This is a genomic window from Cupriavidus oxalaticus, from assembly GCF_004768545.1.
Lineage (GTDB): Bacteria > Pseudomonadota > Gammaproteobacteria > Burkholderiales > Burkholderiaceae > Cupriavidus > Cupriavidus oxalaticus_A.
In genome coordinates, this window is record NZ_CP038634.1 from 1,785,714 (window position 1) to 1,797,654 (window position 11,941).

General features: G+C 69.1%; 11 protein-coding genes. 3 read left to right on the forward strand and 8 right to left on the reverse strand.

Annotated elements, in window-relative coordinates:
- From bcsB to E0W60_RS08035, 8 genes are all read right to left on the reverse strand, one after another.
- The gene (bcsB, locus tag E0W60_RS08000; RefSeq protein ID WP_135703577.1) at nt 1-2,316 is read right to left on the reverse strand and encodes a cellulose biosynthesis cyclic di-GMP-binding regulatory protein BcsB; all 2,316 of its coding nucleotides are present in this window, start codon (nt 2,314-2,316) and stop codon (nt 1-3) included.
- A gap of 327 nt (nt 2,317-2,643) precedes the next feature.
- Nucleotides 2,644-3,306 carry a hypothetical protein gene (locus E0W60_RS08005; RefSeq protein ID WP_135703578.1) on the reverse strand — a complete coding sequence of 221 codons (663 nt, stop codon included), beginning with the start codon at nt 3,304-3,306 and terminating at the stop codon, nt 2,644-2,646.
- 22 nt (nt 3,307-3,328) lie between these two features.
- Nucleotides 3,329-4,315 carry a 5'/3'-nucleotidase SurE gene (gene surE, locus E0W60_RS08010; protein ID WP_135703579.1) on the reverse strand — a complete coding sequence of 329 codons (987 nt, stop codon included), beginning with the start codon at nt 4,313-4,315 and terminating at the stop codon, nt 3,329-3,331.
- Between the two features lie 90 nt (nt 4,316-4,405).
- On the reverse strand, nt 4,406-5,431 hold the full coding sequence (gene dmpG / locus E0W60_RS08015; RefSeq protein WP_133094805.1) for a 4-hydroxy-2-oxovalerate aldolase: 1,026 nt from the start codon (nt 5,429-5,431) through the stop codon (nt 4,406-4,408).
- Between the two features lie 11 nt (nt 5,432-5,442).
- A complete protein-coding gene (locus E0W60_RS08020) occupies nt 5,443-6,342 on the reverse strand; it encodes an acetaldehyde dehydrogenase (acetylating) (RefSeq protein ID WP_135703580.1) in 900 nt (299 codons plus the stop codon).
- A gap of 47 nt (nt 6,343-6,389) precedes the next feature.
- On the reverse strand, nt 6,390-7,172 hold the full coding sequence (dmpE, locus tag E0W60_RS08025) for a 2-oxopent-4-enoate hydratase (RefSeq protein ID WP_135703581.1): 783 nt from the start codon (nt 7,170-7,172) through the stop codon (nt 6,390-6,392).
- Between the two features lie 59 nt (nt 7,173-7,231).
- On the reverse strand, nt 7,232-8,800 hold the full coding sequence (locus tag E0W60_RS08030) for a DUF1302 domain-containing protein (RefSeq protein WP_133094808.1): 1,569 nt from the start codon (nt 8,798-8,800) through the stop codon (nt 7,232-7,234).
- Nucleotides 8,801-8,922: 122 nt separating this feature from the next.
- Entirely contained in the window at nt 8,923-9,714 is a 792-nt protein-coding gene (locus tag E0W60_RS08035) for an SDR family oxidoreductase (RefSeq protein WP_135703582.1), read from the reverse strand.
- Between the two features lie 129 nt (nt 9,715-9,843).
- Between E0W60_RS08035 and E0W60_RS08040 the strand changes: the two genes are divergently transcribed.
- The 3 genes from E0W60_RS08040 to E0W60_RS08050 are packed head-to-tail and all read left to right on the forward strand — an operon-like array spanning nt 9,844 to nt 11,938.
- On the forward strand, nt 9,844-10,716 hold the full coding sequence (locus E0W60_RS08040) for an alpha/beta fold hydrolase (RefSeq protein ID WP_135703583.1): 873 nt from the start codon (nt 9,844-9,846) through the stop codon (nt 10,714-10,716).
- Between the two features lie 40 nt (nt 10,717-10,756).
- Complete coding sequence (locus E0W60_RS08045; RefSeq protein WP_135703584.1) at nt 10,757-11,542, forward strand: SDR family NAD(P)-dependent oxidoreductase; 786 nt, start codon at nt 10,757-10,759, stop codon at nt 11,540-11,542.
- Between the two features lie 18 nt (nt 11,543-11,560).
- A complete protein-coding gene (locus tag E0W60_RS08050; RefSeq protein ID WP_135703585.1) occupies nt 11,561-11,938 on the forward strand; it encodes a nuclear transport factor 2 family protein in 378 nt (125 codons plus the stop codon).
- The last annotated feature ends 3 nt before the right edge of the window (nt 11,939-11,941 follow it).

The window sequence follows — 11,941 nt, forward strand, 5'->3', positions numbered from 1 at the left end:
TCAGCTCCCGCCGCGCCGCGCCGCCAGCCTGCCCAATGTCCAGAACAGCGACAGCGCCACCACCAGTCCGGCCAGCAACCCGCCGATCGCCATCAGGCTCGGGAAGGCCGACACCCGCACCCAGATGCGCGCATACCACGGCAGGTCGCCGACGTAGTAGCGCTCGCCCAGGCGCAGGCCATCGACCTGGTCCTGCCGGATCACGGTCAGGTCGCCGCGCATCTGCGCCACCTTGCCGGGGTTCTCGAGGGCGTCCAGCACGTCGGCCACGCGGCGGTCCTCGGTGGCGGTCAGCGCGACCACGGTATTGCCGTCGGCCAGCGGCGATTCGAAGCCGACCAGCGCCGCCACCGGGCCATCGGCTGACAGGATGGCGCGCCCCACCGGCGTGACCGGGTCTTCGCGCATGCCGGCGAGCCAGTTCGACCGGATGCTGGTGCGCTGGTCGCGCAGCGAGATCTCGGTCTTGCCGCGCGCGATCAGCAGCGGCAGCGACTTGCCCCATTTTTCCAGCGTGGCGGCGCCGCTGCCGGTGCCGATCAGCAGCAGGTTATGGTCGCGCACGGTATCGATCTTTGCCGTCGGCACCACCGTCACGCGCAGCGACGGCAGGCCGGTCCACTTGCCCATGTGGCCCAGCAGCGACAGCAGCGCTTCCTGGTCCGTCGCGGTCGGCGCGTCGGGCACGACCACGGCGGTGTCGGCGAGATCGGCCAGCCGGGTGAAGGGATAGCCGCTGTTGGCGAAGTACGCCAGGTTGGGCAGGCCGGTGTAGTGGGAAAATTGGCTGAAGTCGATGGTCGAGTCGGGATCGATCGCCGCACGGGCCACGTCGGTCGCGGTGGAGCTGCACAGCGCCGTCTTCTGCGAATCGATATGGAACTGGAACTGCATCTGGTTGTTGCTGCCGACGCGGAACGCCGGGATGCCGACCCGCTGCGCCGCCGACGCGGTGGTGCCCGACAGCAGCGGCACGCTGACCACGTTGTGGTCGTCGGTGCTGGCCAGCGGGCGCAGCCGGTACGAGCGCACCAGCTGGTCGTTGATGTCGATGCTCAGTACCGAGTCGTTGTAGGTGGGCGGCGCGGTGTAGCGGTAGCGCAGGTTCAGCGGCACGTTGCTGCGGGTCCAGTCGTACAGGTCCGCCGGCACGCGCAGGTTGACGCGGATCGGGTTCGGGTTGCCGCCGGCGACCTGCAGGTCCCGCGGGTCCGCCACCAGTTCGCGTAACAGCACCGGGCGGTCGGTCGGCGCCCACGCCGGCGCGTCATAGGGCCGGCGCGGCTTGCCTATGTCGACCGACTCCACCCGCGCGCTGTTGCCGGCCATGGCCACCTTGCCCAGCACCAGGGCATTGACCGCGGTCTGCAGCTCCTGCGCATTGCGGCCGGCCACCACCAGCAGCTTGCGGTCCGGGCTGGCCGGGTTGGGCATGAGACTCACGGTGGGGCCGGCGATCGCCGGCAGGTTAAGGCCCGCCGGAATGGTCTGCGGCGTGACGAAGGCAATGGCATCGCTGCCGGCCGGCGCGGTCCGCGCCACGGGGAAGCGCGCCTCGCGCCAGGCGGCCAGCGCGCCCAGCCACGATGCCGCCACGCCGGCGGCGCGCAGCGTCGCGCTGTCGGCGCCGGCCGGCAGCACGAACGGCACGGTCACGCGGCGGTTGTCGCGGCGGTCGAAGAACGGTGCCGGCAGCAGCGCCAGGTTATCCGGCAGCGACACGCGCAAGGTATTGAGCGTCAGCGTGGTGGCCGGGCTGATGTCGGCCCACAGGCTCGAGTGCAGCGGGTCCTCGCAATGATCCAGCGTGTAGTGCGCGATCAGCTGCACCCGCAGGTGGTTGAAGTCGGTGAAGAAGCGCGGGTCGATATCGAGCTCGCGCGTGACCAGTCGCCCGGCTTCCTTCTCTTCCAGCGGCAAAGTCGCGATGACCTCGTCGTTCAGCGTCAGCTTGATATGCGACAGCGGGAACACCAGCGCCGGCGAATAGGTAAACGCCAGCTTGAGCCTGGCCGCCGTGACCACTTCATCGAGCCGCACGCCGATATCGAGCTGGCGCGCGTGGTCCACGCCGCGCAGCGCGATCGGTCCGTAGGCGCCCATCTGGCGCAGGGTGAGGACGTGGGTGGCGGAGTTGGCCGGCGCGGTTGCGGCAGGCGTGAGGAGCGTGGCTGACGGCCTTGCGGCAGGCACGGACGCGGCGCCCGCGGCCGGAGCTTGCGCGCCCGCCGGCCACGACAGGCATGACAGGGCGAGCAGGCCGGCGGCGGCGTGTAGCGGGGGCCGGTGGAAGCGGGGCGGGACGGAGCGGGTCATGGGCAGGATGGCAGTTCCTTTGCATGCTTCCAGGGCGGACGGCCCACGCGGCGCGGGAACTTTGATACCCGCCGCGATGGCACGGCGCAATGTTGCGGCAACTGGTACGGCTTCTGGCTGATAACGGTCGCGCAAGTGTAGCTGCAAATGCACCCCGGGGCTCCACTTTGCGACAGCGCTCTAAAAAAGATTCAACGGCGAATAAAAAAGGCGGAAAAGCCACCCTCTTGCCAAAGGGGACATTTCCGCGCGGTTTGGTAGGAGAAGCACCGGCGCGGAAGCACGGCAAGTCGCCCGCGCTTCACTCCGTCCACTCCGGCGTGCCACTTACCCGCAGGAGTCGTCTGCCCGGCAAACGCCGTGCAGCACCATCTCTCCCATCAGGTCCAGGGCTGGCTGGTCGGCGATCGCCTCGCGCATGGCATCCAGCGCGGCGTCGTGCGGATCGGCGGGGTTGCCGGCCGCAAGCGGCGTGTCATGCCAGCGGCGCGGCACGGCGGCGGGATCGATGCCGACACCGGCGCCCTCGGCCAGCGCGTCAAGCACCGCCTGCTCGGCCGCCGCGATGGCATCGGCGCCCAGGCGCGCCGCGTGCTGCGGGCCGAAGCTGTCGAAGGCTTGCGCCGGCGGCCCGTCCAGCAGCTTCCACAGTGCCAGTTCGGTCAACGGGGTGCAATTGACGGTTTGCCCGGCCAGCACCAGGCCGTGGAGCCGCTGCCGGTTGGCCTCGCCCTGTGCCTGCCCGCCGTCGCAACGCACCATCACCGCGCCGTCCGGCACGCTGTGCAGGCGGAAGGCGCCGCTGGCGTCGGCGGTGGCCTGGCGCACCTGGCCTTGCGTGTCGCGCAGCTGGACCGATGCGCCTGCCAGGGCCGCGCCGACCGCGGCGGTGCCGCCGATGTCGCGCGATTCGTCATCCCCGCATGCCGCCAGGGCCGCCACCGCGCCTGCGAGCACGAGGTGGCGCCAGTTTCCAGGTTGCTTGCCCATGGTGTCTTCCTCAGTGTCGTCCTCAGGGCGCCAGCGCGGCCAGGTCGCGGTGCGAGCGGTTGAACAGGCCGCGCGCAAGCGGCGTCGGGCGGAAATCCACGTCGAGCGGCGAGATGGTGATGAACTTGGCCAGGAACGCCGGGGTCTCGGCGGTGCGGGCGAGCGCCTTCAACTCGGCATCCGCTGCGCCGGCTTCGATCGACACCGTGTTGTCGGCATTGCGCTTGTATGCGGTGGTGAACGAATCCACCGTGCCCGGCACGGTCAGGCGCACGCCGGCCGGGGCCTGGCCGCCCGCGGTGATCGGGTAGTTGATGCTGAGCGGATTGGCCACGGGCAGCAACGGCTGCGCCGCGCGCCGCGTGGCCTCCAGGCTGGCGATCACGCGGGCCAGGAAGGCCCCGGCCTTGGGAAAGGCTGCCAGCGTTGCCGGAAACCCGCTGCGCGCCTCGGCAAAGTCGACGCCGACGCTCAACGCGATGGCCGGCACGCCGCGCCGCGCGGCGAACAGCACGTTCATCACCGTCCCCGAATGCGGGATCGAGTCCGACAGGTTCTCGCCGAAGTTGGCGCCGGAGACGACGAGGTCGGGCGTGAAACCGCTTTCCGGGCCGACGATCTTCAGGCCCATGGCGGTGGCATCGACCGGCGAGCCGCTGCCGATGTAGTCGGCATTGGTGGCGTTGAGCGCGCCGCCGGCCACGTAGGTGGGCTTGACCCGGTGCACGCAGTACGTGTCGGCGCCGCCGGCCAGCGGTTCCACCACCAGCCGCGTGCGTCCGTCGGGCACGGCATAGGCGGCACCGGAGCCGCTCTGGTTGCTGGCCGGGCCAACCGTGATGACGCGGTGCCCGGCATCCTGCAAGGCCTTGCGCACCGCGGTGATACCGGGCGCGGCGCAGCCGTCGTCATTGGTCAGCAGCACATTGAGCGCCTGGGCGGGGGTGGCCACAGCGGCCAGGGCCGCGGCAGCGAGACTCAGCCGCAAAGCGGCGGGAAGTCGAAGCATGGAACCAGTTCCTCGTTCTGATGGTGTGGAAAGCGCTGCATGGCCGCGGCGCCGGGTAAAAGTAATGAAGCGAACCGATGAAGCGGCGCCCTACGCCGCGAGCAATCCCCGCGCGCGCGCCAGCGTGATCGCCGTGTCCTCGATCATGTCTTCCTGGCCGCCCACCAGGCGCTGCCGGCCCAGCTCGACCAGGATCTCGCGCGCGGGGATGCGGTACTTGGCCTCGGCGCGCTTGGCGAACAGCAGGAACGACGAATACACGCCGGCATAGCCCAGCGTCAGCGCGTCGCGGTCGATGCGGATGGGCTGGTCCATGATCGGCACGACCAGGTCTTCGGCCACGTCGGCGATGCGGAACACATCGACGCCGGTCTCGATGCCCATGCGCTCGCACACCGCCACCAGCACCTCCATCGGCGTGTTGCCCGCGCCGGCGCCCAGTCCCGCGGCGGCGGCGTCGATGCGGGTGGCGCCGGCGGCGATCGCGGCGAGCGAGTTGGCCACGCCCATGGCGAGGTTGTGGTGGCCGTGGAAGCCCAGTTCGGTTTCGGGACGCAGCGCCTGCCGGACCGCGGTCAGCTTTTCGGTGACGTCGTGCGGCAGCATGTGGCCGGCCGAGTCGGTGATGTACAGGCAGTTGGCGCCATAGCTTTCCATCAGCAGCGCCTGCTGCACCAGCACCTCTACGGGCGCCATGTGCGCCATCATCAGGAAGCCCACGGTATCCATGCCGAGCCGGCGCGCCATGCCGATATGCTGCTCGGACACGTCGGCCTCGGTGCAATGGGTGGCGACGCGGATGGTCTGCACGCCGATGTCGTGCGCCATGCGCAGGTGGTCGACGGTGCCGATGCCGGGCAGCAGCAGCGCGGACACGTGCGCGTTCTTCAGTTCGCCCAGCACCGCGCGCAAATACTCTTCATCGCTGTGCGCCGGAAAGCCGTAGTTGACCGAGGCGCCGCCCAGGCCATCGCCGTGGGTCACTTCGATCAGCGGCACGCCGGCGGCGTCCAGGCCGCGGGCGATGCCCTTCATCTGTTCCAGCGAGATCTGGTGGCGCTTCGGATGCATGCCGTCGCGCAGGGTCATGTCGTGCAGGGTGATGCGTTGGACCATGGCGTGGCTCCTCAGGCAGTGGTGGTGGCGCTGGACAGCATCGCGGCGGCGATGCACTCCGCGGTGCGGGCGGCGGAGGCGGTCATGATGTCTAGGTTGCCGGCGTACTTCGGCAGGTAGTCGCCCAGGCCCTCGACCTCCAGGAAGATCGAGACGCGCTTGCCGTCGAACACCGGGCCGTTCTTCAGCGTGTAGCCGGGCACGTACTTGCGCACCTCGGCGATCATGTCGTGCACCGACGCGGTAATCGCCGCGACGTCGGGCGCCTCGTCGGTCAGGCAGTGGATGGTGTCGCGCATGATCAGCGGCGGCTCGGCCGGGTTGATCACGATGATGGCCTTGCCCTGGCGCGCGCCGCCCACGGCTTCGATCGCGCCTGCCGTAGTGCGCGTGAATTCGTCGATATTGCGGCGCGTGCCGGGCCCGACCGAGCGCGACGACACCGTCGCCACGATCTCGCCATAGGCCACCGGCTGCACGCGCGACACCGCAAACACCATCGGAATGGTGGCCTGGCCGCCGCAGGTGACCATGTTCACGTTCATCTCGTTGCTGCCGATATGGGCCTCGAGGTTGACGGGCGGCACGCAGAACGGCCCGATCGCCGCCGGCGTCAGGTCGATCACGCGCACGCCGCGCGCGGTCAGCCTGGCCGAGTGCCCGGCGTGGACGTAGGCCGACGTGGCATCGAAGGCGATGCGGATATCGTCGGCCTCCAGGTGCGGCAGCAGGCCGTCGATGCCGTCGCTGGTAGTCTTCAGGCCGAGCTCGCGCGCGCGTGCCAGGCCCTCGGATGACGGCTCCACGCCGACCATCCAGACCGGTTCCAGGATGTCGCTGCGGCGCAGCTTGTAGAGCAGGTCGGTGCCGATATTGCCGGGCCCGATCAGGGCGCATCGGATCTTGTTCATGGTGTCTCGCGTGGCAAGTGGAAGGAATCAGGAAGTCAGCAAGGAAGTCAGCAAAACGCGGCGCTGCAGCCGCCGATGCCGGTGATGTGCATGGACAGCCGGTCGCCGGCCTGGACCGGGATCAGCGCCGCGAGCGAGCCCGACAGGATGGCCTCGCCGGCCAGCAGCGGGATGCCGAAGCTGCCCAGCGTGTTGGCCAGCCAGGCCACCGCATCGGCGGGATGGCCGAGCGCGGCGCTGCCCAGGCCCGTTGCTACGCATTCGCCGTTTTTCTCCAGCGTCATCGCGCAGGCGGCCAGGTCGAGTCCGTGCGGGCTGACGCGCTCGTCGCCGAGTACGTAGACGCCGCAGGATGCGTTGTCGGCGACGGTGTCCTCGATGCGGATGCGCCAGTCGCGGATGCGCGAGTCAACGATCTCGAAGCACGCCGCCACCGACTCGGTCGCGGCGAGCACGTCCTCGCGCGTCACGCCCGGCCCGCGCAGGTCGCGCCGCAGGAAAAAGGCGATTTCGCCCTCGGCGCGGGGCTGGATCAGCGTATCGGTCGGAATGGGCTGGCCCGCCGCGTAGTGCATGCTCTGCAGCAGGATGCCGAAGTCCGGCTGGTGCACGTCCAGCATCTGCTGCACGGGCTTGCTGGTCACGCCGATCTTCTTGCCGGCGACGCGGTCGCCCGCGGCGAGGCGGTGGGCAATGAAGCCTTGCTGGATGCGATAGGCGTCGTTCACATCCAGCGCCAGGCCGCGGCCGCTCAGTGGCGGCACCGGCGAGCGCGTGACGAGCGCGTGGTGGAGTTCTTGGCTGAGCGTGGCGATCTGGTCCGGGTGCATGGGGAGGAACGGGTTGCGCTGCCGCGGACCTGCCGCGGCAGCCAGGGACGAAGCAGGCGTCAGAACGAATACTTGGCGTTGAACGCCACGTAGTCGCGGTCAGCCAGCGGACGGTTGGTAATGCTCGGCCCGCCGATGAACGCCGCGTAGGTCAGGTTGAGCTCCAGGTTGTTCAGGTACTTGAAGGTCAGCCCCACGCTGGCGCGCCGGTCGCCATAGCCCATCAGCGTGCCGAAGGCGCCGGCCACCGCCGAGCGGCCGCTGAACTGGTGCGCGTAGGTGAGCGGCACGGTCAGGTCCCAGCCATCGAACACGTTGTTGTAGGTCAGCGACCAGCCGAGCTGGAACGCCGCCGAGTTGCGCGTGTTGGTCAGCTGGCTGAAGCCCATCACCGGATCGACGCTCAGCACATGCAGGTAGGCGACTTCACCGAGCAGCGACTGCGAGTTGGCGAGGAAGGTCGGCCCCACCGAGTAGATCGCGGACAGCTGTCCCTGCAGTGCCTTGCCGCGCGAGGCGGTGGGCGAGCCGGCCACGTCTACCAGCATCGGGATGCCGTCCTTGTAGCTGACTTCGCCGGCGATGTTGGCGCCGAGCACCTGGGTGGAGAAGCTGGCGCCGGTCAGGTTGATGCCGCCGAAGAACTTCTCCTGGTATTGCAGCGTGGGGAACAGCGAGGTCACGACGCTCGGGTTCTTGTCGTGGTAGCGCAGCTGGTAGAGCCCGAGCTCGGTGCCCTCGAACACGCGCCAGCGCGCGCCCACGCCCCACTGTCCCCAGTCGGACGGGCGCACGTCCGGCCCGCGCGGGATGCGGAAGCCGGGCCCGATGATGAACTCCGCACCCGGGCCGACCACGTCGCTGGTGCTGAAATAGCTGCCCGGCGCCGACAGCTGGTTCGGCTTGAAGGTGAACTGGTAATAGCCCATCAGGCTGAACGACGGCGTGACCTGCAGCTGCAGCGAGGCCTGCGGCACCGGCAGCAGGATGTCCTTGACCTCTGCGCCAGGCACGAACGCCTTGGTGGCGTCCGCTGGCCCCTGCGCGCCGGCGATATTGGCGAAGAACAGGCTCTCGCCCCATGCCACCACCTGGTTGCCCAGCTTGAAGCTCAGCTGGGTGCCGCCGACCGGCGTGGCGCCGTAGACATAGGCATCGAGCAGCTGGGCGCGATGCTCGTGGTAGTCCTGCGCCGATTCCGTGAACTGGTTGAACGGGCCGCTGTGGTTGACCGTGAACGGCGCGTTGTTCGAGTTGGTGCCGCGGTAGGCCCAGTCGTAGAACACGCTGCCGCGCACCAGCGCGCCGAAGGCGCCGTGGCGCAGATGTGCCTCGCCCAGCAGCGACACGCGGTTGGCGATCATGTCGCCGGGCTTGAAGTTGCGGTCGCCGTCGTCGCCGTTGATATTCGCCGGGCTCAGCAGCGTGTCGCTGCGGTGGCCGGTGCGCACGGCGGCGCCGTAGGATGCGGTGACGCTGTAGTCGAGCGTGGTGCCGCGGCCGAATTCGATGGTGTCGCCGGCATGCGCGGCAGGCGCGAGCAGCGTGGCCAGCGTAGCCAGTGCCGCGGCGGCGATCGGCCGCAGCCGGCTGCGGCGCTTCACTGGGCCGCGTGGTGGTTGTTGCATGGTGGTCTCCCCTTGGTTTCGGTGGTGGTTCATGGCCTGGCACTTCGAATGGCGCGCATCTGGCCGCAAGCGTAGAGAGGGGGAGACCTGCACAAATCGGCAGAACGGACTAGGCGGTTTCCCTACGGCACGCGGTTGAGCGATGCCGCGTCGAGAAAGGCCGGGCGTTCGCCGCCGCCATCGATCACGAGGTTGGCGCCCGACACATACGACGCCTGCGACGAAGCCAGGAACAGGCATGCATTGGCGATGTCATCAGGCTGTGCCAGGCGGCCCAGCGGCACTGTCGCGGCCATCGCGCGCAGTGCCCCGGGATCGCCGTAGTGCTGGTCGCGCGAGGTGTCGGTCAGCACCATGCCCGGACTGACCGCGGCAACGCGCACGCGCGGCGCCCATTCCACCGCGAGGGTGCGCACCGCGTTGAGGATGCCGGCCTTGGCGGCGCCATAGGCCGCGGTGCCGGGCGAGGGCCGCAGCGCGCTGACGCTGCCGACGAACAGTTGCGTGCCGCCGCCGGGCTGCCGCTGCATGCGGGCATTGACGCGCTGCGCCAGCTGCAGCGGTGCCACCAGGTTCAGCCGGATCACCGATTCCAGCAGGCGTGGCGAGGCTTCGGCGACCAGCGCGTACGGCGAGCCGCCGGCGTTGTGGATCACGACGTCCAGCGTGGGGCTGGCCTGCGCGATCTCGGCCAGCATGGCATCGGCCTGTTCGAGGTCGCGTATGTCCGCGGCGATAAAGCGGGCGCTGCGCCCGTCTGCGCTCGGCAGCTCGCCGTCGTGCGCGGACGCGGTGCGTCCGCAGACGAAGACCTGCGCGCCCGCGCGCAGGAAAGCCTCGCTGATGGCGCGGCCGATGCCGCGCATGCCGCCGGTCACCAGCACGGCCTGGCCGGTGTAGTCGAATCCTGTCATGGGGTCCCCCCTGATGCATGGAGGGCCCATCGTAGGAGAAGTGGAGGGATCGCTCTTAGTCCGAATGAACGATGCCCGGCAGGCCGTGGCTGCGCAATATCGCTGCACGATTCCACGGGAGACGCCCTCATGTCCGCTACGCCACAGCAACCGCCTTCATCCCTGCATCCCAACCTGCCGGTCGGGCGCTTCGTCACCACGTCCGGGGGCCTGCGGCTGCACAGCCTGGACGCTGGCAGTGGCGAACCCGTGGTCTTTATCCACGGCAGCGGCCCGGGCGCGAGCGGGCACAGCAACTTCCGCTTCAACGTGCCGGCCTTCGCTGCGGCGGGCTTCCGTACCGTGGTGGTGGATCTGCCCGGCTATGGCTTGTCGTCCAAGCCGGATGACGTCGAATACACGCTGGATTTCTTCGTCGCCGCGCTACGGGAGCAGCTGGTGGCACTGGAGCTGCAGCGCTGCGTATTGGTCGGCAATTCGCTCGGCGGCGCGATTGCGCTGAAGTACGCGCTGGACTATCCCGAGCATGTGAGCCGGCTGGTCATGATGGCCCCGGGCGGCGTGGAAGAGCGCGAGACCTACTTCCAGATGGAAGGCATCCAGCGCATGGTGTCGCTGTTCACCGGCGGGCACATGAACCCGGACACCATGCGGCAGCTGCTGCAATTGCTGGTGCATGACGCCAGCCTGGTCACCGACGCGCTGGTGGACGAGCGCATGGCGGTGTGCCGCGAGCAGCCGCGCGAGGTGCTGGCCACCATGAGGGTGCCCAACCTGACGGAGCGGCTGGGCGAGATCCGCTGCCCGGTGCTCGGCTTCTGGGGCACGGAGGACCAGTTCAATCCCGCCGCCGGCGCGATGAAGTTCCTCGGCGGCTGCGCCGATGCCCGCTTTGTCATGATCAACCGCTGCGGGCACTGGGTGATGGTCGAGCACGCCGCGTATTTCAATCGCGAATGCCTAGGCTTCCTGGCCGATACCGCGCAGGCCGTGGCGGCATAATTGGCGCGCATATCCATACAACGATATCTCAGGAGACATCATGGAATACCCGTATAGCCTGTTCGACCTGCGCGGCAAGGTAGCCGCCATCACCGGCGCCGCGCGCGGCATCGGCGCGGAAACCGCCCGTGTGCTGGCGGCGGCAGGCGCGAAGGTGGCCGTGCTCGATGTGCTGGAAGCCGACGGCAAGGCCACCGCCGAGGCCATCTGCGGCGCAGGCGGCGAGGCCGCGTTCTGGCAGCTCGACGTCACCAGCGAAATCGACGTGGCGCGCGTGCTGGGCGCGGTGGCGGCGCGCTTCGGCGGGCTCGACATCCTCGTCAACAACGCCGGCATCGAAGGCCCGAACGAACCGACCCACCAGGTGACGCTGGAGCAATGGCAGAAGGTGATGGCGGTGAATGTGACCGGCACCTTCCTGTGCACCAAGCATGCCATCGCGCACATGGAGCGCGCCGGCAGCGGGGCCATCGTCAACGTGTCGTCGATGTATGGCATTGCCGCGGGGCCGGACGTGCCGCCTTACCATGCGTCGAAGGCCGCGGTGCGGATGATGGCCAAGACCGATGCCATGCTCTATGCGGCCAAGGGGATTCGCGCCAACTCTATCCATCCCGGCTATATCCGCACGCCAATGCTCGAGCACGTGGCCCAGGCCTCGGGGCAGGGCGAGGCGCTGTTCGACTATCTCGGCGGCCTGACGCCGGTCGGCCAAGTCGGGCAGCCGCGCGACATCGCGGCGGGCATCCTGTACCTGGTCTCCGATGCCGGACGCTATGTCACCGGCGCCGAGCTGGTGATCGACGGCGGCTACACCGCGCGCTGACAGGACGAGGAGAGCACGATGCCCGATAGCGCCGCGATGAAAGCCACGCTGCTTGCCTATGTCGAACGCTTCAATGCCGGCGATGCCGAGGGCATCGCCGCGCTCTACGCGGACGATGCCACGGTGGAGGATCCGGTCGGCGCGCAGCCGCTTGCCGGCAAGCCGGCCATCCTTGCCTTCTACCAGCACGCCACCTCGCTCGGCGCGCGCCTGGAGATGGTGGCGCCGCCGCGCGGTTCGCACGGCAATGCCGCGGCGCTGACCTTTGCCGTGCATGCGCGGCTTGAAGGACGGGCCGCACGCATCGACGTGACCGACATCATGACGTTCGGCGCGGACGGGCGCATCCAGAGCATGCGCGCCCACTGGGGGCCGGACGACGTGCATTTCATGTAAGAC